The sequence below is a fragment of the Bradyrhizobium cajani genome, from assembly GCF_009759665.1.
Taxonomy (GTDB): Bacteria; Pseudomonadota; Alphaproteobacteria; order Rhizobiales; family Xanthobacteraceae; genus Bradyrhizobium; species Bradyrhizobium cajani.
In genome coordinates this window covers 252,575-279,477 of the sequence record NZ_WQNE01000006.1, presented here as the reverse complement: position 1 = coordinate 279,477, position 26,903 = coordinate 252,575, and the positions used below count along the sequence as shown (strand labels likewise).

14 protein-coding genes and 3 pseudogenes are annotated in these 26,903 nt (G+C 58.1%); 16 read left to right on the top strand and 1 reads right to left on the bottom strand.

Features of this window, described 5'->3' with window-relative positions:
- The first annotated feature begins 1,184 nt into the window (after positions 1-1,184).
- A pseudogene (locus tag GPL20_RS10980) lies at positions 1,185-2,385 on the top strand (IS110 family RNA-guided transposase).
- Between the two features lie 330 nt (positions 2,386-2,715).
- On the opposite strand, the pseudogene GPL20_RS40275 reads toward GPL20_RS10980, so the two are convergent.
- Positions 2,716-3,102 (bottom strand): annotated as a pseudogene (locus tag GPL20_RS40275) (transposase); the annotation flags it as partial.
- On the opposite strand from GPL20_RS40275, the pseudogene GPL20_RS39430 reads away from it, so the two are divergent.
- The 15 genes and pseudogenes from GPL20_RS39430 to GPL20_RS10895 all read left to right on the top strand — a co-directional run.
- Positions 3,025-4,247 (top strand): annotated as a pseudogene (locus GPL20_RS39430) (transposase); the annotation flags it as partial. The pseudogenes GPL20_RS40275 and GPL20_RS39430 overlap by 78 nt on opposite strands.
- 130 nt (positions 4,248-4,377) lie before the next feature.
- The gene (locus GPL20_RS39425; protein ID WP_246250311.1) at positions 4,378-4,635 is read left to right on the top strand and encodes a reverse transcriptase domain-containing protein; all 258 of its coding nucleotides are present in this window, start codon (positions 4,378-4,380) and stop codon (positions 4,633-4,635) included.
- A 194-nt stretch (positions 4,636-4,829) separates the two neighbouring features.
- Complete coding sequence (locus GPL20_RS39420) at positions 4,830-5,078, top strand: hypothetical protein (protein ID WP_246250310.1); 249 nt, start codon at positions 4,830-4,832, stop codon at positions 5,076-5,078.
- A gap of 807 nt (positions 5,079-5,885) precedes the next feature.
- Complete coding sequence (locus GPL20_RS10950; RefSeq protein ID WP_157329538.1) at positions 5,886-6,764, top strand: beta-keto acid cleavage family enzyme; 879 nt, start codon at positions 5,886-5,888, stop codon at positions 6,762-6,764.
- 2 nt (positions 6,765-6,766) lie between these two features.
- Positions 6,767-8,296: a 3-hydroxyacyl-CoA dehydrogenase NAD-binding domain-containing protein gene (locus GPL20_RS10945; protein WP_347340026.1), complete on the top strand. Its 1,530-nt coding sequence runs from the start codon at positions 6,767-6,769 to the stop codon at positions 8,294-8,296.
- 547 nt (positions 8,297-8,843) lie between these two features.
- On the top strand, positions 8,844-10,499 hold the full coding sequence (locus tag GPL20_RS10940) for a class I adenylate-forming enzyme family protein (protein ID WP_157329537.1): 1,656 nt from the start codon (positions 8,844-8,846) through the stop codon (positions 10,497-10,499).
- Between the two features lie 2,346 nt (positions 10,500-12,845).
- Positions 12,846-13,622, top strand: a complete 777-nt coding sequence (locus GPL20_RS10935) for an HpcH/HpaI aldolase family protein (RefSeq protein ID WP_157329536.1) — start codon at positions 12,846-12,848, stop codon at positions 13,620-13,622.
- 977 nt (positions 13,623-14,599) lie between these two features.
- The gene (locus tag GPL20_RS10930) at positions 14,600-15,409 is read left to right on the top strand and encodes an IS5 family transposase (protein ID WP_157329535.1); all 810 of its coding nucleotides are present in this window, start codon (positions 14,600-14,602) and stop codon (positions 15,407-15,409) included.
- Positions 15,410-15,946: 537 nt separating this feature from the next.
- A complete protein-coding gene (locus tag GPL20_RS10925) occupies positions 15,947-18,427 on the top strand; it encodes a CaiB/BaiF CoA transferase family protein (protein WP_157329534.1) in 2,481 nt (826 codons plus the stop codon).
- A 515-nt stretch (positions 18,428-18,942) separates the two neighbouring features.
- Positions 18,943-20,205, top strand: coding sequence for a diaminobutyrate--2-oxoglutarate transaminase (ectB, locus tag GPL20_RS10920; RefSeq protein ID WP_157329577.1), 1,263 nt, complete (start codon positions 18,943-18,945; stop codon positions 20,203-20,205).
- A gap of 42 nt (positions 20,206-20,247) precedes the next feature.
- The gene (locus tag GPL20_RS10915; protein ID WP_157329533.1) at positions 20,248-21,138 is read left to right on the top strand and encodes a crotonase/enoyl-CoA hydratase family protein; all 891 of its coding nucleotides are present in this window, start codon (positions 20,248-20,250) and stop codon (positions 21,136-21,138) included.
- Positions 21,139-21,662: 524 nt separating this feature from the next.
- On the top strand, positions 21,663-22,409 hold the full coding sequence (locus tag GPL20_RS10910) for a hypothetical protein (protein ID WP_157329532.1): 747 nt from the start codon (positions 21,663-21,665) through the stop codon (positions 22,407-22,409).
- A 204-nt stretch (positions 22,410-22,613) separates the two neighbouring features.
- Complete coding sequence (locus tag GPL20_RS10905; RefSeq protein WP_246250307.1) at positions 22,614-23,927, top strand: aspartate aminotransferase family protein; 1,314 nt, start codon at positions 22,614-22,616, stop codon at positions 23,925-23,927.
- A 639-nt stretch (positions 23,928-24,566) separates the two neighbouring features.
- Positions 24,567-25,859, top strand: a complete 1,293-nt coding sequence (locus GPL20_RS10900) for an 8-amino-7-oxononanoate synthase family protein (protein WP_246250305.1) — start codon at positions 24,567-24,569, stop codon at positions 25,857-25,859.
- Between the two features lie 132 nt (positions 25,860-25,991).
- Positions 25,992-26,795: an SDR family oxidoreductase gene (locus GPL20_RS10895; protein WP_246250289.1), complete on the top strand. Its 804-nt coding sequence runs from the start codon at positions 25,992-25,994 to the stop codon at positions 26,793-26,795.
- Positions 26,796-26,903 lie beyond the last annotated feature (108 nt).

Genomic DNA, 26,903 nt, shown 5'->3' with positions numbered 1-26,903 from the left:
CATCCGCCAGCAGCCGCTCCGCCGGATGTCCTCATGCTCAAGTACCTTCATCCGCGTCGGCCGAGAGACAGCGCTGACGGAACTATCCACAACGCGGCACACATCGATGAGTTGCTGCTAATTCGGGCAGCTGTGGGCGGGCGAAGTGGGAGACTTGGCGGGCACAAGCCGCACCACCTTACGCAAGGCAAACCGCTGCTACTATTCGCTCGAAACCAGCGCGTTGTATGCCGAAGGCGGCTGAACGACCGAGATGAGTGCCGTCAGCCGATATTGCATGAGCATTGAACTGCGTCGATATCGCCATTATGCAGCACCTGATGGGACGAGGATTGGTGACGCACATAAAGAACTGCCTGCATCAACCAAAAACATCGCCGAAGAACGGATTTGTGAGCGTTCTTCAGCCTTGTTGTACAACGATGCACGACCACAGTCGCAGCTCGGAGCGGAGATCCGAATTCGACTTCACCGGTCACTCGCGCCGGGATCTGGCGTTATGCCATGTCGAAAGCTCCTCGCCCAATTCCCTTCGCTAACACTCCCAACTGCGCACATCGAGCTGCCAGGGCGAACTCTGGATTGGCTAAAAATTGAGGGAAGGTCTTGGTCTCACACTCCAGAGTCGAAGCAGGACTGACAGAATAGATCGTGTCCCGTTGCGTGGTGTAGCCGGCGGAGGGTCACCGCATTCACCGGCATGGGCCGGGCTGATCAGCTTGATAGCCTGACGGCTGACGGTTGGATCATCGCTCAACGGCGCGAGCTTTCGAGCGTCATATAGCGGGCAGGCTGGACGGCCCATTCATCGTTCTCCTCGAGCCAGGATCGCGCTGATGAGGCGGACGATCGCATCTTTCCTTCGCGAAGATGCTGACCGGTGCGCCGCTTCATCTCGCCGTTAAGGCGCTCGATCGGGTTGGTAACCGGTATGAGATGTCTCGGTGCCAACGTTCCCGCTGCGGTGTTCTACATCGTGGCGTATGGTGCGACCATCGGGACAGAGGCCCGGGAGCACGAAGTGCGGGCAGGCCGATGTTATTCGATGAGCCGAGAGCTCGAGTTAGTAGCTGGCCGCCTCCGACTCGCCCGGTTGCGCTGGGAGCGCGAATCCGTAGTTGTCGTGTCGCCCGCAGCTCCCGTCATATGTCTGGCAGGAGGTGCGAATGCGACGGGTGATTGGCATCGACGTCCACCGAACTTTCGGCGAGGTGGTGTTTTGGGAGGACGGCAGGCTCCGACATGCGGGCCGCATCGATATGACGCGGACTGCGCTGGAGGATTTGGCAAGACCCTGCTGGCCAGTGATGAGGTGGTGGTCGAAGCGACTGCCAACAGCATGGCGGTGTCGCGGGTTCTGGCGCCGTTCGTGGCGCGGGTGATTATCGCCCATCCGCTGCAGGTGAAGGCGATCGCCCAGGCTCACGTTAAGACCGACAAGATCGATGCCGGCACGCTCGCCAGTCTGCAGGCGGCCGGGTACCTGCCGCAGGTCGTGCGCCATCGCACGCGGCTCAAGTGATGTGCGTTCGGCCGAAGGTCTACCTCGGCGCTTGAAAGGCGCGTTGAGTTGGCTCCCGGCTGATGGGTGACAACCCGGAATACTGCCCGCATGCCGATCTTTTCAACGCCCGCGGCCGGGCGTGGTTGGCGGCCCAACAGCTGCCGCACGATGAGCGCGCGGCCATCGATCGGCATGTCCGTGAGCTTGACTGGCTGGCGGAAGAGCTGGCTCTGCTCGACCGTGAGATCGCGCAGGTCGCTATCGGCGATCTCGCGGTCAACAGATTGATGACGATCACCGGCGTCAATCTGGCGGTCACCGCCGGCATCGTGGCGGCGATCGGCGACATCAGCCGGTTCGACAGCCCGCAGAAGCTGGTGAGCTATTTCGGGCTGAACCCGCGGGTGCGGAAGTCGGGACTGGGAGCCGCCCGTCACGGTCGCATCAGAAAGATCGGCCGCAGTCACGCGCGCGCCATGCTGGTCGAGGCCGCCTGGGCCGCGGCCAAGGCGCCCGGTCCACTGCATGCTTCTTTCGTGCGGATTCGCGCCCGGCGTGGCCATCAGGTCGCCGCGGTGGCCGTGGCTCGCAAGCTCACAGTGCTCTGCTGGCATTTGTTGACGAAGGGCGAGGATTACCTGTGGGCGCGTCCGGCGCTGGTCGCCAACAAGACCCGCGCAATGCCACTTCAAGCTGGACATCCGCAACAGAAGGGCAGCCGGCGCGGACCAGCCTATGCCTACAACATCAAGGCGCTGCGCAACCGTGAGATGTTGATTGCCGCCCAGGCGCAGCGAAACTACGAACGATTGGTGTCGCAATGGAAACCGCGGCGGCCGAAACCCGGCGCGCGGGCGCCTCAGCTCGGCAGGACAAAATAGGCAGTCCGGTGACGCTTTCAGCCGACGCGTCACGCTTCGCCACGAGGTCGCCCGCGCCCGACAACCATAACCGCCGCTGACGGCAAGTGCCAGCCAGGAATGCAGTCCCGTTCCACGCCAGCATGCCGCCGTGCTCGGGCCGGTCAAGGCCAAGCCGTGCGGTGGCCGCAAACGCGGCCAGCCTTGGCCGACCCTGCGCGCGGCGGCTGCGAGATCGGTGGCCGGGACGGAAGAATGGCCCGCGCCGCGGCCGAACAAAAGAATGGACGCGATGCCCGCAATCGTCATCGGGGCGATCATTAAAAGTCGCTTGTCCATCTCATCCGTGGAGTGGAGCTTGGTTCGGTGCTGCGGGAAAGGTCGTATAGGCCAGCACATCGGTCTCGGCGTCGTCCAGAAGCCCGCAAACTTGGGCAACTTCGGGCGGAGCTGGTCGGCGACCTTGCGCCATTGCTCCTTAGCTGCCTCGGCATCGTCCTGGGCAAACGCGGTGGAGATGAAGGTGGAGATGACCCGCCGCCCGCTCTTGCCGGCATGCGCCAGCGCATTGCGCATGAAGTGCACGCGGGGTCGTTGAAAAAAGCTGCAAATGGCTGATTCCGTTCTCGTCGGCGATTCGCGATCGCCGGACCAAACGAGATGCTGGGGCGCAAGGAGCGGGATCAGTTGGAGCTCTTCATCACTGGCTCGCTCAGACAGCTCGTCCCAGTTGAGCACGTGCTAGCGCGGGTCGATCGCGTGCTCGACCTATCTTGGCTAAGGGAATAGGTCTCCGACTGCTATTGCGCGAACGACGGTCGGCCAGGCATCGATCCGGAGGCCGCGGTTCGCCTGATGCTCGCGGGTCTGCTGACCGGCATCGTACACGATCGCAAGCTGATCCGTGAGGCTCAGGTCAGCATCGCCATTTGCTGGTTTGCTCGTTATGGCCTGCACGAGCAGCCAACGCACCATTCCAGCCTGACGCGCATCCGCCAGCGCTGGGGCGAAGAGCAATTCCGTAGGATCTTTAAACGCAGGTCGAGGCCTGCCTGAAGGCCAAGATCGCAACAGCCGAAGTAGTTCACATCGATCGATGCGTCGCCAACGTGAGTTGGGACAGCCTCACCGAGCAGCATGTGGCGGATGTGCTGAGCGAAAATCAAAGCGAAGATGAAGCGAGGATGAGAGAAAGGGCCGGCCAAGCGGGAGTACAAAAGGGTCTGCACGACTGATCCCGATGCGACAATGGCTACGAATGCCCGAAACCGGCGGCTGGAACCCGCTTACAGCAGCACACGGCTGTCGACGACAAGGTCGGTGTCATTCTGGAAGTCGCGGTCACGAACTGGACCAACAAACGAAGCCGCAAGGGCATCGACATCAAGGTCACCGCCGACGCGGGCTATGCCTACGCTAAAGTCTATGGCGCGCTCGAGCGGCGCGGCATTGATGCCTTCGTCCCAGCTAAAGCCCGAACCAATCAAGAGTCGCGTACCACACGCTTCCGGTACGATGCTAAGAACGACATCCAGTGCCCGCGAGGACGTATCTTGCGCCCGCGCGGCCCAGCGCGCAGCCGCTTCTTTTACTCGAAGGCGAAGGATTGCGCCCGGTGTCCGCTCAAGGGCGATTGCCGATCCAAAGCGCGGGTTAACAAAGCGGTCGTTGTCGGTGACCATTATCCGGCACTGCTGCGCGCCCGCCGCCGTCGCGAGCGATGGAGTAAGCAGGATCGACGTCTCTATGAACGCCATCGCTGGCGCCCAGAGGGTTTCCACGGCGAAGCCAAAACTTGGCACGGACTCGCGCGCGCCTTACGGCCCGGTCTACCGAACATGAAGATCAAGGCCTACCTGACGGCCGCCGCCATCAATCTCAAGGCGGATGGCAACTGGCGCACCTTCACATAGGTGGCGTCGGTCCACAGGTAGGGCCAGTCTGGAAGCTGGGCACAGGATCGCCGATCCTCGCATCTTGCGGGTCATCGGGCCGTGGCTGGGAGCTGGCGTCTTGAGAGCTGCGAAGCAACAAACCGACAGGGGCACGCCACAAGGGGCGGGCATCAGCCCGCTCGTTGCTAACACCTTCCTGCAGTACATCCTCGATCTCTGTACCCATCAATGGTGTCGTCTCCGCGCACGCTGTCGCATCGTGCTCGTGCGTTACGCGGACGACTTCGTCACGGGTTTTGAGAACAAGGCAGATGCGCAGGAAATGCTCTTGGCCCTCAAGGCGCGGCTGGGCCAGCTTCGGCCTGATGCTCCATGAGGACAAGACGCGGCTGATCGGGTTTGGCCGGTCCGCGGTGCTCGCGTCAGCAACGGGGCGAGCGGCGGACAGAGACCTTCGTCTTCCTCGGCCTTGCCCATTACTGTAGGCGGACCCGAAATGGCCGGTTCATCGCGGAAGGGAAACGCCTGACGCGCAAGCTGACGGCGTTGCGCCAGGAGGCTTGGCGGGTCATGCACGCGCCACTGGCCGCGCAGCACGAGCGGCTCGCCGCCGTGCTGCGCCGGCACTATGGCTATTATGGCAGGCCGCACAACTATCCAGCGCTCAACGGCTTCTACCGCGAAGTGCGCCTGCGTTGTCTGAGACGGCGTAGCCAGAGGATTCGGCGCATGGGCTGGCCGGAGTTCGAGACCCTGTCGGCACGCTTGCGTCTGCTAACTTCACTCATCACTCGCACATGGGCGCCGGCGCGGATATGACGTGGGTTACTCTCGGGAAGAGCCGAGTGCGGGAAAGCCGCCCGCCAGGATCCGTGAGGTCAAAAATGGCCGAGCTGCTCGACCGCGACCTCGTCACGTCGCTACGTGGACACAGTGCACCCCCTATTTGTCAGTCCTGCATGCTCTCGTCTAATAGTTGGGTTGCCAACTTGAACTCGGTGCCATCTGTGTGGGCGCGATTCACAACAAAAATAGATGGAAATCTTGCGAGCGATGATGCTCGCCGCGGACTCATTTGTTCCCGATGGGAGTAAGTCTGTGCCAGGGAGTGTTGATCGAGAACTATGCTCGAGGTCGGCGAAACAGAACAGCATGGTGCACGCGCAACCGTACGCCTGGCTGCGCGGAGAGAATATATGAGGCTCTGGAGCCGGCAGCGCAAAGCATTGGGGAGCCAGTGGATCTAAGTGCTCCATAAGATGCGACTAGTGATCAGATGGGGACCTCTATCACGCGCCCGACCTGTCCGATTGCTTACGGTTCGGTCGTAAACTGAACGGTTCGTCGCCATCATCATAAGAGTGCGTAACCAGTTTGGCTTGTTTTGTCCCTTTAACCAAACACCGCACACGACTGGTGCGAGTGGCACGTTGTTTGCTGAGGTCACTGCGCCAAGGGTTCGCTGCGGCGGAGATGGCCGCTAGGACCCGTGGCGAGATGAACTCTGCTCGGCCTAATCGATGCGCCGATAGTGTTTGAGGCTGGGCATTAGAATGGAAAGAGATGAGACTTGTTCGTCTCCTCTGGGTTGGGGGCTGGTCCAGCGTTCAGCAAGGAACAGCGAGTATGATTTCGGAGGTCTTCATTACCTGTGCGGTCACTGGGGGAGGGGAAGCGCCGCGGCAGAAGAATGTACCCGTAACCCCAGAGGAGATCGCCGAGTCATCGATAGAGGCCGCGCGAGCGGGGGCGGCAGCGGTGCATCTCCACGTCCGTGACCTTGAGACGCAGGAAGGTTCTCTGAATCCAGAATTATGGCGCGCTGTGGTGAAGCGCATTCGGCAGTCCGACGTGAAACCCGTGCTCAATTTAACCACGGGCGAGGGCTGTAATATCGTACTGGGTGGGCCCGAAGGTCCGCTACCGCTGGGGCCAGCGACATGGATGGCGAGCGCTCGCGAACGGCTCGCACACATCGAGGAACTCCGACCCGAGATCTGTACGTTGGATTGTGGCTCGAAGAGCAGCAAGGTCAATGTAGAGGGTGTCATGGTGAATACAGTCGGAATGTTACGCGCGATGGCCGCACGCTGCAAAGAGATCGGTGTGAAGCCTGAACTCGAGGTGTTCGATACCGGCCATGTGGTGTTGGCAAACGATCTGCTCAAAGAAGGGCTCATCGACGGTATTCCGTTGTATCAGCTGTGTTTGGGCACTGGCAATGGTGCACCGCCGGATCTGACCACTCTGTTAGCGATGGTGCATCAGCTTCCGGAGCATGCCGTTTATTCAGCATTCGCTGTGGGAGCGATGCAGCTTCCGTATGCTGTATTGTCACCGTTGGCCGGTGCGAACGTACGAGTAGGTTTGGAAGATAACCTATACCTCTCCCGCGGGCGACTGGCGACCAACGCTGAGCTCGTGCGGCGGGCGAAAGAGATTCTCGATTGGATCGGTGTGCGGGTGATGAGCTCGGATGAGATGCGCGAGAAGCTAAGGCTTTAGGCATGGCAGACAGATCAAATCTAAAGAGCGTATCTCAGAGTGCAATGGGGGTGCCTGAGAGCCTGCCTAGAGTGGTCGGTCTCCTAGGATGTGGAGTTATCGGCGGGGGTTGGGCCGCGCGGTTCATTCTCAACGGAGTAGACGTGCGACTCTATAACCCCTCGCCAAGGGCGCTAGAGCGCGCGCAAGAGATGTTGGCCAACGCACGGCGGGCATATCGGCGGTTGACACTTGCACCATTGCCGACCGAAGGAGCACTCACGGTAGTCGGTTCTTTAGCGGACGCGGTGCAGGGCGTGGATCTCGTCCAGGAGTCCGCGCCGGAGCAACTTGAGCTCAAGCAGAAACTCCTCGCCACTGCCAGCCGGGAGGCCGGCCCTGCGACCATCATCTGCTCCTCCACCTCAGGATTTCGGCCGTCATTATTGCAGGCGAAGATGGATTACCCCGAGTGTCTGCTCGTCGCTCACCCGTTCCAACCCGTGTACTTGCTGCCACTCGTTGAATTGTGCGCCGGACACCGCACGGCGCCCGAGAGCATGGAGCGGGCGGCGGCGACCTTCCGAGCGGTGGGGATGCATCCACTGGTGGTCCGCAAAGAGGTGGACGGGTTTATTGCGAATCGGTTGGGTGACGCGGTCGCGCGTGAGGCGCTATGGTTGGTGCATGACGACGTCGCTACGCTGGGGGAGATCGATGACGCGGTTCGCTACTCTTGGGCGCTGCGGCGGGCTGCGATGGGAGCTTACCGTTTGAACGGCGGCGCCGACGGTATGCGGGCCTACCTGGCGCAATGGGCGTTCAAATGGCCATGGTCTAGGCTTACTGACAAGCCCGATTTCGATCGCAGCTTCCTACATAAGATCGCCGAGCAGGCAGAGTCTCTGTCGCTGGCCGATCCTCTGGATATTCCCATTGAACAGAAGCGCGACGACTTGCTCGTTGCGGTGCTGCGGGGGTTGCGCTCGCAGGATTATGGCCCAGGTAAGACGCTTGCGCGTTGGGAGCGGGGGCTACGGGCGCGCGCTTTCTCAGCCGAGCTAACTAGCGGCTCTGGACCTCTGCGGATGCCGACGCTTACGCTGCCGCCCGACTGGATAGGGGGGCACGGACATATCACCGATCTTGGGCAGCTTGAGCTCTGCAGACGCGCTTGCGGTAATCTGCTTCGGCAGGTTGGCATAGACGACGACTACCTCTCAAACTACGGTAGTTATCGTGATGTGGAGGTACGTCTCTCTCTTCTGGGAACGCTAACTGCAGGCGACCGAGTCCAGGTATTAACGCATGTCCTCGGCGTCGACAAAATGCGCCTACGCATTTTCCATGTACTTGCGCGTGAGGACGAGAAGGAGCCTATCGCCACGGGTGAACAAGTGTTGATTCACGTCGACGCTGGCACGGGACGCCCCAGTCCTGTGCAGGCGGACGTTCGCAACCGGTTGCAGGAATTGGCGCGCCTGCACGCAGAGCTGCCTTGTCCAGCGCGCGCCGGCGCAAGAACTGGAATGAAGTGGTTGGACGACACGTAAGGTAAAGCTCGCCGAAGTAGCGCGCTTACCGTGGGAGAGTCTTTCGTTTCTGCCTGCCGTGAATGAAGGCGACCACCTGGATGACGAATGTTGCAGCTGAAACTTCGGAACGTCAGCGACATTATGGTGCGCAGGAGCTCGTTTAGGAATGCTGAGGGGCGGACCTATAGGAGTCTGTAGTGCACCAATTCTTGTCGGGGATGTAGGAATTGCCCAGTGTCTATGATGCAGTTCATTCTTAGGACAATACGGATGATCTAGTGCGCATCTCGGTGCGTTCCGCAGCAGATTGGACAAAAATGCTCGGGACTACGAGAGTGTTTCTCAATCACGCAGTTTGTGCTCTCACCAACTACTGGTCAAGCTTGGGAGAGCTGCCCCACGTGTTGACGAGTCGTCGGAGCGCTCGGTGATGGTCTGGTTTGTCAATGCCCCTACTCGGGATGATAGATGGGACGGGCGGTGACGCTCGAAAACGATGGCGGCCGAACTGAATGCTTCTGCCGTTGGCTAAGTCTGCTCGGTCCCCCAACATGTGAGGTGTCGAATGCTGGAGTTCGAAAACAATCAACAAGGCCAGCTGCAACAGCGTGTCGCAAATGCATTTTGCAGAATCGAGATGCTCGAACGTACATATGAACCAATTACGATTGGGCATCTGGTCTCAAAGCGGGCCGAAACTCATGGTTCAACGACCGCGCTCGAGGTCTTTGATCGCGATGAGCGCGCGACCTATCTAGAACTCGATTTGATGTCGAACAGACATGCGCACGCGCTGCGGGCATTCGGGGTACGTAAGCAAGATCGGATCGGGGTGATGTTGCCAAACTGCATCGCGTTTCCAATCTTGTGGTTCGCGATCGCCAAGCTTGGTGCGGTGATGGTGCCTATTAATATGCGCTATACGCAGAGGGAGATCGAGTACGTTCTTAGTGACACACAGGCCAAGTTTGCTGTGCTCGACCACTCGAAAAGGTCTGTATTTTGGGCGATGAATCCTTGGCCGAAAAGCCTTGCCAAGGAACAGGTAATCTTTGTTGGGGCAGCAGCCGACGAAACAGCCGTTACGCTTCATAAACTGCTCAAGGGGCGCAAGGACTCTCTAGTGGAGGAGGATATCCGACCGGAAGACTTGCTGAACATTCAATATACGTCAGGGACAACGGGTTTTCCGAAAGGGTGCATGCTGACGCACGACTATTGGGGGGTGCGTTCGTACCAAGCGGTCTACGGAGACGGGCATCCATACCGGAGGTATCTGTCTGCGCAACCTTTCTTCTATGCCGACCCTCAGGAACATCTTCTCAGATCTTATCGGCAGGGCGGCACTCTTTACCTGGCCCCTTCAATCAGCTCGACACGATTCATGGGTTGGGTCAAGCAGTACCGTATTGAATGGTGCATGTTTCACGAACTGGCCGCACGCCAAGCTGAGGCCGACAACGAAAACGGCGTGACCTGCCTCAAGCAGGGCCTGACGTGGGGCTGCAGCCCCACTACGCAGCGCAAGCTTCGAAACCGGTTTGGATTGTGGACCCAAGATGCTTACGGAATGACGGAAATCGGCTTTGGCACGCAGATGCCGAACGGCCTTGACGACATGCTTGAGTCGGCTTCGGTGGGACTTCGTTCTCCCTTTCGGAAGCTAAGGGTGATGAGTGAGGACGGTACCCCCACCCCAGTCGGCGAAGTTGGCGAACTATGGGTGAGCGGTCGTGGAATTCTCAAAGGCTATTGGAATAAGCCGGAGGCGAATGCCGCCTCGTTTGAAGGCGGGTGGTTCAAGACCGGTGACCTTCTAAGGCGAGACGCTCTAGGTTTTTATTGGCTCGTAGGACGCACGAAGGACATGATCCGACGCTCTAGCGAGAGCATCGCTGCACGTGAGGTGGAGGCGGTTATCCGGGAGATTCCCGAGATCGCCGATGTAGCTGCCGTGCCCGTTGACGATCCGAAGCGCGGGGAAGAAGTCAAGATCTATGTGGAGCTGAAAGAAGGAATCACTCAGAACGATGTGCCCGTCGAACGCATTCTCGAGCACGCTCGCGCCAATCTTGCCGTGTTCAAGGTGCCGCGGTATGTTGCCTACACACCTAAACTTCCTAGAACCTCCTCGAGTAATAAGGTGCTCAAACGCGAGCTCATGGCCGTCGGCAATCCGCTCACCGGCGTTTATGACGCGGAGGACAGGCGTTGGCGCTGAATTCGACTTTTTCAGCTGAGCTCCGTGGATCCGTACAGCTGGTTTTTATTGCGTCCTGGGTCGCCACCTTGTTGAAGCGTAATTCTGCCGTTTTCGGCGCACTCGCAGGTATGCTGCGGCTCGCCGCCCCTGACCAAGATCAGGTCGCATGCGCCTACGTCGCGTCGAAGCGCCGATCAGATTGAGGGCGGGATGTGTGCAACGAGAAAACCGCTCGCGCTTGGCAGACCTCCATTTGTTAGCGTGAATGCCCGTGACTGGCGGTTCCACCGGTCCGCTAGTCCGGCGCGGGCCAAGTCAGACCTTGCTATTGTTCCGGGCGACGGACCGAACCCGCGGCTATACGCATCGGGCTCAGGATAGGATGCTTAGTGCCCTGTCCCGCCGCCATGATCACTCCAGAGCTATGGACAATCTGATGCGACAGAAGCCATCGTCATACGACAAAGGCTCGTGATGTCGTAGACTGGTATCCTGGCGATACGCCGGATTGCTGGTGCGACGATCGGGAACCCTGCGCATTCGAATAGGATAGCTCCAATATGCGGATGTGCCCCGCGGAGACGTGCGACACAGTTCGATACATCTGCCCTCATAGCGGTCACGTCTGTCGGAGGCGCCGGGCGCTTCAATTCGTCACGCCAGTACTTTCCGCCCTCGATCCCCGCAACAACGACCCTCGCTCGCTGCGCCGGATCATCGAGCCCAAGTAGACGCTCCTCACAATGAATCGAGTCATATGTCACGACAGCGATCTCGGCCTGCGGAGCCAACTGACGAAGTAGTGCCGGCAGCAAGATGAGGCTAGACATGACTACGGGTACATTCACCGATGCGGCAACTGCTGGCTGATGTCGGATCGAATAGCCGCAGGTCGAACTGATCGCAACGGCACCTCTTTCGACTAGCCGCCGTGCGGCCACGATGTAGGCGGGTTCGAGCGTCGGATCCCCTTGAACCACATTCTCCACCCAGGCTCCTGGGACAGTTTCGACGATGGTCGGGAAGTCGAACGTAAGCGTACTCAGCATCGAGCCGGGCGCTGGCGTAGGCGATGCTGTACCGGGCGGTACTCCGCGTTCGAGTTGCAGGATTCCAAGAGATGGTGCTGTTTGTGATGCCATGATCGAGAACACCTAGTCTGAGAAGCTACTCACACGAGAATCAACTATCGCTCTATAATCCGAAGGACCTTCGAAGATCGAGAGCACTTAGCCGCGCCCAACGAGCACCCTACGGCCTAGCATAACTCATGCCGAGCCCTTTTGGCGCGTCAAACACTGGATGAGCAGAGCTCGAGAACAGGCGTGCCCAGAGAGGTATCAAGGACGACCATCACGAGCTGTTAGGCACACTGCATGTGGGCAGCTGGTTCATCGCACCAGAATGGCAATGAAAGCTGTAATCTTGGCGCCGTGAAACTGGCAGCTATTTGCGGATCCTTCTATTTTGGTCTGCTAGGAGCCGTCCATACGATAGCTGGCTTAGCTCATTCGAGCTGGAGTCCCTTCAGCAGGGGACATCTCTTCTGCCGAGTTGCCAAATTGGGTCGTATGGCGAGAATGTCGCTGTTCGAGATTGACACTGCCCTCAGTCACGGGAAGATGGCAACGTGATCAACGCGGGCCATTAATGTTTGATGTTGCCAATCGGCTGAACTCGGTGAGGCTTGGATAGCAGAGGGGTTCAAGGTTTCGAACGGTCGCATGCGCGGTAATGATGACGCTCAAGCGTTAGCTGTTTAGGCAAGCAAATGTACGGCCAAATTCTTTGCCAGCCTCTTACGGCTGGAAGCGAGTGAAGGGCGCGCCAATCGTCAATATTTCGATGGCCGACAACGGCGATCAAGGAACGGTTCGCCCGCAAGGAGGCGGCTAGTTTTATCGCTCCAAACGCATAGTGAATTTCGATTGGCGGGATAGTCGCACGGCGAGCAGTTGTCGCGAGAGCCGAGCGCACCGCAATTGATCACACGATTGTAGCGCATCATACATTCTTAAGGGTAGCGACAACGCATGTTGCAAAGGGTCTTATGCCGATTCCCCCTCAACCATCTTTCTAGCGAATGTTTTAAGGTCGCCTCGTAGGCAAGGTGCGCTTGTTATCATCTCGCATGCTGAGCACTTTATAGTGTCAGAAGGATTTCGACGTCCGGGGTACACACCGATTGAATCATTCGATTTGGCTGTTGAGCTTATGACAGGCGCTTCAGAGGTGGTCTTTAATCTAGTGCTGTTGCAATTGGCACGAGGCTTGAACATCCGGACGTGTCCAGCTAGCCCAAAGGAGGGCCGACCTCGGCTCTTTCTCCGGGATGGAACAGCGAAATGAAAGGGAATACAGTCCATGTCAAGCAATAAAGTGAAGCAAATCTGGAGTGCGGGTGACGCTGTGGTGAATGCATGGCTCTCGATTCCGTCTGGCTTTGCAGCCGAGGTCATCGCTCAATGCGGATTCGACAGCGTCACCGTCGACATGCAGCATGGAGTGCAAGACTATATGTCCATGGTCGAGTGCTTCCAGGCTATGCGAAGCCATCCCGTTACGCCGATGGCTCGCGTGCCTTGGAACGAGCCAGGTATCATAGGCAAGGCACTTGATGGTGGGGCCTACGGATTGATCTGCCCGATGGTCAACACAGCTCAGGAGGCGAAAAGCCTCGTATCGTACGCGAAATACCCGCCGGACGGTACCCGGTCCAATGGGCCAATCCGGGCTGGCATGTATAGCGCGCCAGGCACTTATCAGAAGACAGCCAATGAGGAGATCGTGATACTACCGATGGTAGAGACAAAGACGTCGGTTGAGAATATGGAGGCAATTCTCGACGTTCATGGCATCGACGGCGTATATATCGGCCCCACTGATCTCGGGTTCTCCTATGGGCTCGGTCCGAAGGTTGACCACACCGAGCCAAAGATCCTCCGTATCTACGAGAAAGTAGTCAAGGAGTGCAACAAGCGGAAGCTCTATCCAGGTATCCATTGCGGCGGCGCCGAAGGCGCGGCGCGCGCGATCAACATGGGTTTTAAGCTGGTGACGCTATCCGATGAAGCCGGACTGATGTCAGCCTACGCAAAACTGCAGGTGAACCAGACTCGGGAAATGGTCAGCGGGAAGTGATAGGAGAGACTTTTTATATATTGAGCTGTGCGAATGATCGTCTTGACCGCTCATCGGCGACGGCTGAAAGCGTGCGCAGTCTGTCGGCCCGCTCAGGAAGTGGGGAGCTATTCGAAAATCGAGGCCGCCTTCTCGAGACGCACAGCGTCTTCGAGGAGAACATTCAAGGCCTATCCGGTCGAGAATGGATCGAGCATCGGTTCGCCAAGATCAATCATTCCGAGGTCAATCGCGTTCGCGTTCTTGCGGCCCAGTCGGACGTCCGGCGACGATCTCACATGCCTCCACTCCGGGACAGGCATTGTGACTCACAGCCGCTTGGCGACTGCTCTCCGGCTTGTTGCTCGACGGACTGCTCTCCCCCTCTGGGTGGCAGAGCCTACAACGTGTCTGAAGCGCCTTCTTCGAATCGCGTGATGATGATGACCATCAAAGGCTTGGACTAAACACCTGGGCTTGATCACAATTGCTGCTTCTCTGATTTTCTGCATTGAGTCGCTGTTCGCGATTGAACGCAAGTCTTTGTGCAGGTCGTGAGCCTCCTCCGGAGTGGACACCAGTCGTAGGCTCTGGAGGTGTCAAAGCGGTAGTGAATCAACGGCTCGTTCACGGACGAATAAAAGCCACAAGTTGTTTAAGTGGTGGTCTCGAGTGGTTGGTCGATCCGGGTCGGCCGTTGACGAGTTCGGTTTCGCGACTCGGTGCTGCGACCCGGCCGCGACAAGTTCCGGCTGGAGCCGTCGTCGGCGGCGCGGCGCCTCGCCACGCAGGAATTGCCGATCTCAGCGGATCAGACTTCGGAGATCGCCCGGCTACCAGGAGAACAAACGGCAGTGCCTGAAGTCCGATATATTGTACGTCGATCGCGATCTTTGCCGCAAACCGGACATGAGCTTTCATCTCGTCGAGGATCATCGCGGCAATTAACTAGAGGCTGTTAGGGACTGATTAACCATAGATATGTTGAGGTTTGCGGGATGTCGATTCCCCGCGAGCCTTATCCTTCTGACGTTTCCCAAGACGAATGGGCGCTTGTTGCGCCGTATCTGACACTTTTGCCCGAGGACGCCTCGCAGCGGACGCATGCGCTTCGCGAGGTGTTCAACGGCCTGCGCGATATCGTGAAGACCGGCGCGCCCTGGCGCTGGATGCCGAACGATTTGCCGCCGTGGGAGATCGTCTATCAACAGGCGCAGCGGTGGTTGCGCGCGGGTTGTTTTGAGGCCCTGGCCGAGGATCTGCGCGTCATCCTGCGCCTTGCGGCTGGCCGACCCGCGCAGCCGACCGCCGCCATCATCGACAGTCGAACTCTACGCTCGACGCCCGAGAGTGGCGCCCGCGGCGCCTACGACGGAGCCAAGCGCAAAAAAGGTTCGAAGCTGCATCTGGCCGTCGATACGCTCGGCCATCTTCTGGCGCTGCATGTCACGCCCGCCAACACCGACGATCGCGCCGAGATTGGCCGGATCGCCAAGACGATTCAGGCAGAGACTGGTCAGAGCGTCGAAGTCGCCTTCGTTGACCAGGGCTACACAGGCGACAAGCCTGCAATGGCGGCTGCAGAACACGGCATTGCCCTCGAGGTCATAAAGCTGTCGGAGGCCAAACGAGGCTTCGTGCTGCTCCCAAGGCGATGGGTCGTCGAACGATCCTTCGCGTGGGCCACACGCTTCCGAAGACTTGTCAAAGACTACGAGCGATGCGCTCAGACCCTCGCCGATCTCCACCTCATCGCTTTCGCATGCATCATGCTCAAAAACGTCGCTAAACCCGCTGCTGGTTCCTAACAGCCTCTAGTGCGGCTGATATCTGCCGTGCTTGTGCTGTTGCTGGCCGTTATTACGCCTGGGGCGAGCGCCGAAAAGCGCCTGGACAACCTCGAATACTGTGCCTGCTGCCGAAATGTGGAAGGTCTATCGCGAGTGCGGCCAGCGCTAGGGCAGTCCGCACGGCCACGTAGCCCTGCGAACCAGGACGTGGTGGATCGAACGGCTGATGAGACAACATTCGCGCATCCCGAAGAGTACACGCGCGGCTTCGATCGTGCGCAAGATTTGACTTAAGAAGGAACGTCAGGCCGTGTGCCTGCGTACTCTCCAACCTTGTAGGTGCTTTGGAGGAGGCAGTAGTTTATTCCCTGCCAGGAGGCTGGCAATTGAGCACAGGGGAAAATGTCACAGAGACCCCCTCGCGGAGACGTGCGTGCCTTCTGAAGGGAAGGCGGTCGTAGCTGAGTAGCTTCAGCTAATGCTCAGATAGGTGGATAGTTTCAAGTCGCCCAGCGGTGGTTCGGTGCATAAACGCGGACTAAACTGGAGTTCTGAATGCAAGTGTTTTCCCATCTTCGCATCGTCGAGCTCGGTAGCGCGGCCGCGACCAGCTATTGCGCGCGGCTGTTTGCCGACTTCGGCGCCGATGTGCAGAAGGTCGAGCCGCCGACCGGAGATCCAATTCGGCGCAGTGCGCCACTCACGCCCAGCGGCCAGAGTGCGTGGTTTGCATTCCTGAACTTTAATAAATCAAGTACAATCATCGACCCATCGGGGCCGAACGCGATTCCGCAGCTCAAGTCCATGATTGAGGAGTGCGACATTCTGATCGATGGTCGCGACGTTGATCCGGCTGATTGCCCATCGATCGATATTGGCGCTATCCGCCACCGGCGAACAGGGCTGATCCATGTTGAGGCGAGTTGGTTCGGCGCCGAGGGACCTTATGCGGGATTTTCCGCGACCGATTCCACCGTGCGAGCATTGGCCGGCCTAGTCAAGTTGGCCGGGCCTGCCGAAGGCCCGCCGTTGCACGCTCCAGATTTCCAGGCGGGTATTGTTGCCGGTCTGTGGGGGTTTATCGCTGCGGCCAGCTCGGCGGTGAAGCAAACGCATGACGACGGCGGGGCATCGTGGTCGGTCAGCATCTTTGAATCGAATATCGCTTTGACCGAATATCTGATGTTCGAGGCGTTTGCGCAGGGCGATGTCATGCGCCGGCTTGGAATCAATCGCTTTTGGCCTAACTTCCCGACCGGCATATACCCGACAAAATGTGGCTGGATCGGCGTCACGACCGCCAAGCCGGAGCAATGGCGGGCATTCTGCGACATGCTCGGCTTGCCCGAATTGCGTGATGAGCCGGCGCTGGCCTTCAACGAAGGTCGTCTGCAGAATGCCGACCTTGTCGAACGACAGTTCATGCCGAAGCTGAAAACACGGACTGCACTCGAATGGTTTGCGGAAGGGTTGACACGCAAGATCCCGATCGTACCAGTGCCGGAAATATCCGATCTCCTCGAAGACCCGGAGCGATTGGCTCGCGGCGCAATCGTGCCTGTCCGGATGGGTGAAGAAGGAGGACTGACCGTCGGCTCAGTGCTGCGACTGACATCGACCCCGCCACGGCAGGGCGGAAAAGTGCCGGCCGCGGGCGAGCAGCAGGTGTTCGCAGGCGGCCGAACAGATGCGTCTGACAAATCTGATGCGGCTCTGCGCCTACGTGCTGATCGGGGACCTTTGCACGGCATTCGAGTCGTCGACTTCACAATGGGTTGGGCCGGCCCTCTTTGTACGCGCACACTGGCCGACCTGGGAGCAGATGTGATCAAGATCGAGGCCATCCAATATCCGGATTGGTGGCGCGGAGTTGACCGGCGTCCTGGCTACGTGACTGATAAAATGTACGAAAAGGCGCTCTGCTTCTGCATGGTCAACCGAAACAAGCGAGGAATTACACTCGACTTGAAGCGCCCGCAGGGGCTCGCTCTTGCAAAACGTTTGTTGGCAGGAGCCGACATTGCAGTTGACAATTTTTCAGTCGACGTCCTCTCAAGACTCGGACTTGGTTACAACGTGCTGAGGGCTCTCAACCCCCGGCTGGTCATGATGTCGATGTCGGCATTTGGGACGAACAGCGTCCATCGCGAGTGCCGAGCCTACGGCTCAACACTCGAGCAGGCTTCTGGGCTTCCCGGTGTGATCCGCACGCCCGATGGACTACCCGTTATGACTCACATCGCTTTTGGCGACCCCGTCGGGGGGTTGAACGGTTGCGCAGCGGTGCTGACTGCATTGATTCATGCTCACAGGACTGGGCAAGGCCAGTTCATTGATCTAGCCCAAGTCGAATGTCTGATGCCGTTCGCAGCGCCGTGGATCACTGTTCAGTCGATCAGCGGCTTACGGTGCGGCCAGGCTGCGCCGCTCCTCCAGTGTGAAGCTGCACAAAAATATGTCAATCGACATCCACAATTCGTGCCGCATGGCTGTTTTCGGTCTGCGGGCGAAGACAAATGGATCATAGTCGCAGCTACCGACGATGACATGTGGGAGAGGCTCGCCACGCTCCTTGGTCGAACAGACTGGGCGATGGACCCCTCGCTGAGAACTGCCGCGGCTCGTCGAGCCATTGAGGATGAAATTGAAAGAGCCATCGAAGCTTGGACGGTCAATCGCGATGAGGATGACGCCATGGCCGAATTGCAAGCCGCAAAAGTTGCATCCGGTGTAGCCCGCTTGCCGATTGACCTGCTGAAAGATCCGCATCTCCGCTCGCGTGGCTTCTTGCAGGAACTCGAACGCCCTTTCATCGGAGTCCATCCGCAGCCGTCGATGCCCATTCGTGATAGCGCAAAGCCTTATCTGGTCCGCACGGCGGCGCCAACGCTCGGACAACACAATAGAGAAATCCTGTCTGAGCTTCTTGGGCTCTCCGACGATGAGATCACGCAATTGGCGAAAGATCGGATTATTGGCACAACCATGTTGTCCCAGCCAGAGTTCGCAACCGAAAAGAAGATGTACCAAAACTAGCCGGTCCTACTATGTCCAGTGACAGAGGCATTTTGCTCCGCTTTGCTCCAGGATGGCGCAAGCTTGAGCGACTTCAGGTCTCTACCCGCTGAGCGCAGAGACCTCTACGCACTTGTCACGGAGCCACCTTGGAGCGGGCTACTAACGTGTCGATCCTGGATAATGGACAAGTATGCACGGGAAGTGTCCTTATATCGCGCAAGCGAACCAGCCTCCCACTTCTATCCGGCCGCGGCTGAAGATGAAGCGAGCGCGCGTGTTGTGGTCATCGCGGAAAGATGCTCAAGCCTAAGTGTTCTGATTGTCCGAATAGGTGATGCCCCTTGAGCATGATTCTGGAGCCGAGACTACTATCAGTTTTGCCAGCTTCGTTGCTCCTGGATCTCAGGTAATGCAGTTGTCGGGATGCAGGCGGAGAACCTTGGTCTCCTTAACAAGGACGATTCACTAGTTAGGCTGATCACTTGCCTTGGCAGAGGTGATATATGGCTAGAGCGATGAACGCACCGCGTAGGATGCAAGCGTTGGATGCGCTGGAGTCAAACGTACGCTCTTACTCTCGTTCCTTTCCGGCCGTCTTTAGCCGAGCGCGTGGCTCAACTATGTTGACCGAGGATGGTCGAAACGTGGTGGACTTCCTCTCCGGAGCCGGAGCGCTGAATTACGGCCATAACAATCACAGGATCAAGGCTGCCATTGCCGACTATCTGGCATCGGACGCCGTCGTCCACGGCCTTGACATGGCAACTCCCGCGAAGCTCGACTTCATGGAGCTCTTTAACTCTGTCATACTTGCCAGGCGAAATTTAGAGTACTGCTTTCAGTTTACCGGGCCGACCGGCGCCAATGCCATCGAAGCCGCAATCAAGCTCGCGCGCAAGGTCACAGGACGTCAAAATATTATCTCATTTACAAATGGGTATCATGGCATGAGCCTCGGGGCTATGGCCGCGAGCGGTAATCGCGCTTACCGGACGGCCAGCGGCGTTGCGCTATCCGGTGTAACGTTCATGCCGTACGACGGCTATCTTGGTCCTGACGTCGATACAGCGGACTACCTGCAAAAAGTGCTGGCCGACGAGAGCAGCGGCGTCGATTGCCCAGCTGCCATCCTCGTCGAAACGGTCCAAGGCGAAGGAGGTATCAACGTCGCCGGCAGAGAATGGTTACAGGCAGTTCAAGCCGTAGCGAAGAGTGCCGGCGCTCTGTTCATAGTTGACGACGTCCAGATGGGTTGTGGTCGGACGGGCAATTTCTTTAGCTTCGAGTTCGCTGATCTGTCGCCAGATCTCGTTGTCTTGTCAAAATCCCTAAGCGGCTACGGCCTGCCACTGTCAATGGTGCTGATCAAAAAGGAGTTCGACGCATGGCAGCCGGGAGAGCACACTGGCACTTTTCGGGGGAATAACCTTGCGCTAGTAGCGGCGATGGCGGCGATAGATCTCTATTGGCGGGACGAGACCTTCGGGAAAGAGGTGCTGCGGTTAGGAGAAGTTATGCGGCACCGGCTCGAGACCATCGCAGTCAAGTACGGAAATAGCTTTGCGGTACGGGGCCGCGGAATGGCGTTCGGATTTGATTGCCAAACGCCCGAGACTGCAGCCGCGACAGCACGCGGTGCCTTCGAGAGAGGACTGATGGTCGAACGATGCGGACCGGTCGATCAGGTCGTGAAATTCTTGCCGGCACTTACGATCGATTGTGAAACGCTCGATCACGGTCTTGAAATATTCGAGCAGGCGTTGAATCAGGCGCTAAAACGGACCAGGTCTTCGTGACCAGACGCATAAAGAGCGGATGTGAAGCGGTGAAGGAATGCCATGGTCTACGAGACGATCAAGTATGAGATTGACGAGAAAATCCTCACGATTACACTGAATCGACCAGACAAGCTGAACGCTTGTACCGCTCTCATGGAGCGAGAGATCGTCGATGCGTTCGATTGCGCCGATAAGGATAATGACGTCCTCGCAGTCATTGTTACCGGCGCCGGGCGTGCCTTTTGCGCTGGCGCCGACCTCTCCTTGGGCGGCGATACATTTGATCGGGACGTGCGGCGCGGGCCGGTGAAGCGGCTGCCCGATGGGAAGGTGGACTACAGCGATCCCATGGTCAGCGACGCTGGGGGCAAGATTGCAATCCGGATATTTAGGTCACTCAAGCCTGTAATCGCTGCTGTTAATGGACCAGCCGTCGGCATGGGTGCGACGATGCAACTTCCGATGGATATTCGGATCGCCACTGATGCCGCGCGCTTTGGCTTCGTGTTCTCTCAGCGTGGGCTCGTTCCGGAGGGCGCCTCAAGCTGGTTCTTACCACGCGTGGTCGGCATTGCCCAGGCGCTCGAATGGTCCTTAAGCGGCCGGATATTTTCTGCAGAGGAGGCTCTCGCCGGTCGCCTGATTAACAGGATCGTGCGGCAGGACGAACTGTTGCCAGCAGCGCGTGGGTTAGCCGTTCAGATCGCGGAGAAGACAGCACCTGTGTCGGTTACACTAATCCGGCAGATGATGTGGCGCATGCTAGGCGCCGACGATCCCATGGAAGCCCACAAGCTTGAAAGCCGCGGCATGTATGCGCGCGGTCGTTCCGCTGATGCCAAGGAGGGAGTGGTGGCTTTCCTGGAAAAGCGACCTGCCGTATTCAAAGACCGGGTCCCGGCCGATCTGCCGGACTATTTTCCGTGGTGGACGGAGCGGGAGTATAAGTAAGCTTTGCTCGCAAGCGCAAACCGTATGCTGCATACCGATTGTGCCTGAAAGGGGGCAGTTGGAGCCCTACCTTTCCAATCCGCCTTGAGCAGGCCACTCGGAGCGCCGCTGCTGTGGTTGTAAGCCATAACCGGCAGGCGCCTCTCGAGCGGCCAGGTTCCGGTGACAAGAAGCTACAGGCCTCGCTTTTTGTAAAGAGACCGGCGCGATCGCTTATGCAATAGGCTGGGTCGCGTGCGGATCGGCTGTCGGTTATTCTGCTCGGCTGAGCACGCCACTGCTCTGTCGCGGAGTATGAATCGTGTCGTATTGCGGTTGCGTGGTTGTGAGGCATACCTCGAGGAAGGTTGACCCGATCGCCTGAAAAAAGAAAAGCGCATACTTGTCCAACGAAGGGGCTCGCAGCCGCAAGAACTCATCGTCGCCAACCGAAGTAGGTAGTAGCGCGGGTCGCGGCCGACGCTGTACGCTGACGGTTCCGTGTAGCCACTGATATGGCTCAACAGGACAGGACAAGCGCAGCCATGAAAAGCGTAGTGAACATTCTGAAAGTCTCACGCTTTATTCGGATATATGACGATCTAGCCGCTCAGAAAGGCATCAAGCTTTCGGTCGGATTCGATTTTGATAAGTACGTCGCGATTACCAGTGCTCTTCCGACCAAGAAGCCGACATACCCAAACTTCAGGCCAGATCGATCCCCGATAGAGCCGGGCCAGGGCTACTGGATGATAGGTCTCGACAAGCATAACGATGTGGCGCTCGTGGAGGCTGCGCGGCTATATGATCTGCAGGATAGCAACTTTGCATCGAATCTTGAGTCCTTGAGGGCGTTCTATGCCGATCCCGCAATGCATGCGCATCCTCAAGATCGCTGCAGGTGTACCGCGCCGACGGCGAGGGAGATTACTGGAAAGGTCGCTTATCACGGGGATTTTTGGTTACGCAAAGATTTCAGGGGGCAGGGCATGCCTGAGATCATGGCTGCAGTTTTACGTGGTATTTCGTTCGCGATGTGGAGCCCGGACTTCGTGGTCGGACTGGCTGAGCGCTGGCTGCTGTCCAAAGGTGTTCTGGCGCAATACGGACATGCGCACTACGAGGAAGGTGGGTCGGTGCTGCATCTCGTTGAAGAGAACATCATGGACGACGATTTGCTTGTCTGGTTGACCTCGGAGGAACTGCAACGACTTGTCTATCATCATGAGAAGAATGAATTGAGCGCCTCTTCGCGAGATCCCTCGCCAAGTGCCGAAAGGCAAGCCATCTAGCCAGCTGGTCGCTGTGTGACCAAAGTGCGCCGACCGGTCGAGCAGACGTTCAATGTGGCAGGAAGAATATGGGCTTCTTGAGACAAGAGGCTCACAGGCAATCGCGCCGACATCAAGGACGGTTAGCGACCGGATAACCTGCGCGAGCGATCAAACAAAAGCAGAGCACGACGGCGACCGCTGCGTGGTATAATGGGAGCCTCAATGGTTGGGCAAGGATCTAAGGAGAGGTTTGCGCGCGCGCAACTCGTATTCCCTGATGGAACGTCACGAGCAAGTATCGAGCGGGACCCGGTTCCTCGCTATGTCGCGCGTGGAAACGGCAGCTATCTTATCGATGTGGATGGTAATCAGTTTCTCGACCTGAACGCAAATTTTACGACGCTGATCCACGGGCATGCTTTTGGACCCGTGGTGGAGGCGTTAGCCCATCAGCTGCATCTAGGAACTTGCTTCGCATATCCGACAGAAACGGAGATCGCCCTCGCAGAACTGCTTTGCGAACGCATTCCGCGCGTCGAGCGTGTTCGCTTCGTCAATACCGGCACTGAAGCGGTGCTTTTTGCGATCAAGGCCGCTCGGGCGTTCACAGGTCGTTCGAAGATCGCAAAGCTGGAGGGGGCGTATCATGGCGCCTACGACTGGGCCGAGGTAAGTCTTGCAGCGACGCCGGACAATTGGGGCAGTCCGAGTGGTCCCAGGTCGACGCCGTCCTATCGTGGAATGCCCGCGAGCGTGCTGGATGAAGTTATTGTGATGCGGTTCAATGACGCCGATGCCGCGCGCCGATTGCTGTCTTTGCACGGTAGGGATCTTGCCGCTGTCATCATAGATCCAATGCCAAGCCGCGCAGGATTAATTCCACCAAAACCGGACTTCATTGCGGCAGTCCAAGAGACCGCTCGTATGAATGGCGTCCTGGTAATTGCTGACGAGGTGCTGAATCTTAGGCAGAGCTTCGAGGGGGCGTCGGCCCTGTATGGTCTCGTTCCGGACCTCATCACGATGGGGAAGATCATCGGTGGCGGCCTGCCGATTGGAGCAATCGGTGGTCGGCACGAGGTCATGGAAGTATTTGATGCCTCGGCCGGTCGACCACTGCTCCCCCAAGGCGGTACATTTTCCGCCAATCCTCTCTCCATTAAGGCCGGGCTGGCAGCGATGCGGCATTTAGATCATGCGGCCATCGCACACCTTGAAGACCTTGGAAACCTTGTCCGGAATGGGATTGCGCGAGCTATCTCAAAAAGCGAAGCGCCGTTCTGCGTCACGGGAGCCGCTTCACTCTTTCGCGTTCATCCGATGGTCCAAGTACCGAATGATAATCGTGAAGCGTATCCAACGCCGAACGCCTCGAAATTGATGAAGCAGCTCGTGAATTTCTTTGCAGAGAACGGCATCATTCTGCCTCTTGGAGGTACCGCCTCGATCTCAACGCCGATGAATCGCACGGACGCGAAACTCGTGGTCGAAGTCTTCTCAGGCTTTCTCGACAGCCATCGAGCATGCTGGACGTGATAGTGGCCCACACGTGACAAGAAGCTCTGTAGGGCGGCGTTCGACCTGATCGAGGTTTTGGGTTTGGTGTGATCGGAATGAAAGTTGCGCGAGCACAGCGGCAAACATATGGGCCTCGAATGCGGAGAGTCCGCCTCAGCTCGGTCGGACGCGATTCAGCATAAGCCCGCAACGCAGGCTCGCGTCACCCCGTCGATCGCGGTTTGCGATCGGTTCGGCGCACAATTCCAAAACGACTAGGACTGGAAGATGATGGATATGGCGCTTGTCAAAAGTCGCAAGAGCGCCCGCTTACTATTGCGCACATGCCGTTTTCAAACGGCCTTGGAGCTGACATGCCAAGTCCCTAATTGCAAGTGAGGCCGGTCGAAGATTGATCCGCAGTCTGCGTCGAAGGCGGACAACTGTTGGACGGAATTATGGAGGCGAGGGTCGACAGGCGCATCGTCCAAAGTTGCGCTCGTCGTAATGTATCGCCCCATTTGATCTAGTAGCTGTCAAGGTGAAAGACCTGGTGTTAGTTCGTTTGCGCGAATAAAAGCCGATCAGGCTGTTCCTCAAGATAAGTAGAGTCGGGCCGAATTCGTCAGGCCGTGCGTGGTGCCAATCAGCCGCTTGACAGATGGAATGGAGAACGGAATGGGACAGCAGCGCGCCGCTTCGGATCATGGTCGTCCGAGCGAACACTTTCGCAACACCGCTTATATGATCAACAAGAGCAGGCCATATTTTGATGCAGCTCACAGCGCCGGTCTCATGGCTGTACAAGGACGTTCAACGATTGGACGCGCCTTTGCATTAGGCGTCGGTCCACTCGGCGGCCGACCGCAGGTCATTGATTTCGTGCGGTGTTCGTATTTGGGGTTGGATAATCATCCGACAATCGTGGCTGCCGCGATCGACGCCATCGAGGCGCATGGATCGCTGCACTGGTCATGCGCACGAACACGGCTTAATTTCGATCTTCTGGCTGAGCTCGAAGCCACTCTGTCGGAGATGTTCAGTGCGCGGGTTATCGCGTTTTCAACGGTCATGCTCGCCAATCTGGGGGCGATGCCCATTCTTGCTTCTGGCCTTCTGACGGACGGCAAAAAGCCACTTGTCGTGTTCGATCGCATCGCGCATGTGTCGCTCGCATATCATAAGCCGGTGGTTGCCGATGAAACGGCAGTGGAAACGATCGAACACAATGATATTGACGCTCTAGAACGCTTGTGCCGCGAACAGAGAGTAGTTGCCTATGTATGCGACGGCGTCTATTCGATGGGAGGAACCGCGCCCATCAAGGAGCTTCGTGAGCTCCAGGAGCGCTATGGACTCTTTCTGTACATTGACGATGCTCACGGCATTTCGCTGTTTGGGCGCCAAGGCGAGGGGTTTGCACGCACTCAATTCCCCGAAATATTGGGGGACCGTACAATCATAGCAGCCTCGCTGGCCAAGGGCTTCGGCGCTTCGGGGGGCATGTTGATGCTGGGAACGGCCGAGCAGGAAGCATTGTTCCGGCGATACGCGATTCCTTATGCATTTTCGGTCGCGCCCAACTTGGCAGCGGTTGGCGCCGCGCTTGGCTCTTGCAAGATACATCGATCGGCAGAGCTTGCCGAACGGCAGATGCGGCTGTCACAACGCATCAAGGTTTTTGATCGTCGCGTCGAGACTCCCGAGCATGGCAATTCACTTCCAATCAGAATGGTTGCTATTGGATCGGAAGCGAAGGCGATTGCACTCGCCCGAGAACTCCTCGATGCAGGCTTTTATACCTCTGTGATTTTCTTTCCGACCGTGGCACAAGGAAAGTCAGGCGTTCGGGTGTGCATTACGGCCGATCATGAGGTTGACGACATAGAACGGCTGTGTGGGTGTATTCTGGAGAAGGTGCCTGAGGCCATGATTGAGCCCGACAAGGCCCCAGCGCCTGTGGCGCAGTGAGAACGATTCCTAGCCCAGAGCAGAACAGCCGCAACTCGAGAACGTCTGCGGCCGACGGGCGTTTGCCGTGGGACACCTTGTTCCACTGTGAAAGTCCCAGCGGCTCACCGACCGGGTCCAAGAACACTCGCAATGATCGGCGCAACAATGCCAATGGGAAGACCGAAGACGACTGAAAGTGATCCGTCCTCTGTACTCGTCACCGGAGGAGCACGCGGGATCGGACTTGAGATCGTACGTCGGTTCTTGAATGATGGCTATCGAGTGGCCTTTGTGGCGACAAAGGCGAACCACGTGCAGCGTGCGCTGGAGAGCCTTAGAGCTCCAGAAGATCGGCTTGGTGCGGGGGTGGTCGACGTCACTCAGGAAAATGAGGTGGAGCGATTTGTTGACCAGATCCGCAGACGTTGGGGTGAAATTACTGTTCTGGTGAACAATGCGGGCATCTCGCCAAAGCGTGTAGACCAGAAGGTACCCTGGCTTTCGCAAATGTCGCAAGAGGAATGGGCGCGCGTCATCGATGTCAATCTCAGCGGTCCGTTCTCCCTCATACGTCTCCTCGCGCCATCCATGATTGCAAACGGCTATGGACGCATCATCAATATCGGCTCGCTCGCGGGCCGTGCCGTGCCGCTCATCGCCGGTCCGCATTACGCTGCGTCGAAAGCGGGACTGATCGGGTTAACCCGGGCTGCTGCACGGGATCTCGCGCCACATGGAGTTACCGTCAACTGTATTGCCCCGGGGCGGATTCTCAGTGAGCTCACTGGGCCAGCAGAGGCCGCGGTCAATCGCTCCGCCCTCAGCCGTATTCCAATCGGTCGTTTCGGAACGGCCGAGGAGGTAGCACACCTCGCCTCCTTTTTGGCCTCGCCGATGGCGGGCTTTATTACTGGAGCGACGATCGACATCACGGGGGGCGAATTCGGCGCCTAACCGAGGGCTCTTGTCATTCTTTGTCGTTTGACGCACTCGTCTGATATCGCCCAGCTTCGGTCGACTGGGATCAGCCGACTAAGTCGTTCGGCGAACGTGCAAGCGAAG

What these genes read in the sequence shown, in the direction of transcription:
- GPL20_RS10950 (WP_157329538.1), top strand. Translation starts at nt 5,886, where the DNA reads ATGATTTCGGAGGTCTTCATTACCTGTGCGGTCACTGGGGGAGGGGAA.
- GPL20_RS10930 (WP_157329535.1), top strand. Translation starts at nt 14,600, where the DNA reads ATGTCGATTCCCCGCGAGCCTTATCCTTCTGACGTTTCCCAAGACGAA.
- GPL20_RS10945 (WP_347340026.1), top strand. Translation starts at nt 6,767, where the DNA reads ATGGCAGACAGATCAAATCTAAAGAGCGTATCTCAGAGTGCAATGGGG.
- ectB (WP_157329577.1), top strand. Translation starts at nt 18,943, where the DNA reads ATGCAAGCGTTGGATGCGCTGGAGTCAAACGTACGCTCTTACTCTCGT.
- GPL20_RS10905 (WP_246250307.1), top strand. Translation starts at nt 22,614, where the DNA reads ATGGTTGGGCAAGGATCTAAGGAGAGGTTTGCGCGCGCGCAACTCGTA.
- GPL20_RS10915 (WP_157329533.1), top strand. Translation starts at nt 20,248, where the DNA reads ATGGTCTACGAGACGATCAAGTATGAGATTGACGAGAAAATCCTCACG.
- GPL20_RS10895 (WP_246250289.1), top strand. Translation starts at nt 25,992, where the DNA reads ATGATCGGCGCAACAATGCCAATGGGAAGACCGAAGACGACTGAAAGT.
- GPL20_RS10900 (WP_246250305.1), top strand. Translation starts at nt 24,567, where the DNA reads ATGGGACAGCAGCGCGCCGCTTCGGATCATGGTCGTCCGAGCGAACAC.
- GPL20_RS10910 (WP_157329532.1), top strand. Translation starts at nt 21,663, where the DNA reads ATGAAAAGCGTAGTGAACATTCTGAAAGTCTCACGCTTTATTCGGATA.
- GPL20_RS10935 (WP_157329536.1), top strand. Translation starts at nt 12,846, where the DNA reads ATGTCAAGCAATAAAGTGAAGCAAATCTGGAGTGCGGGTGACGCTGTG.
- GPL20_RS10925 (WP_157329534.1), top strand. Translation starts at nt 15,947, where the DNA reads ATGCAAGTGTTTTCCCATCTTCGCATCGTCGAGCTCGGTAGCGCGGCC.
- GPL20_RS39420 (WP_246250310.1), top strand. Translation starts at nt 4,830, where the DNA reads ATGCACGCGCCACTGGCCGCGCAGCACGAGCGGCTCGCCGCCGTGCTG.
- GPL20_RS10940 (WP_157329537.1), top strand. Translation starts at nt 8,844, where the DNA reads ATGCTGGAGTTCGAAAACAATCAACAAGGCCAGCTGCAACAGCGTGTC.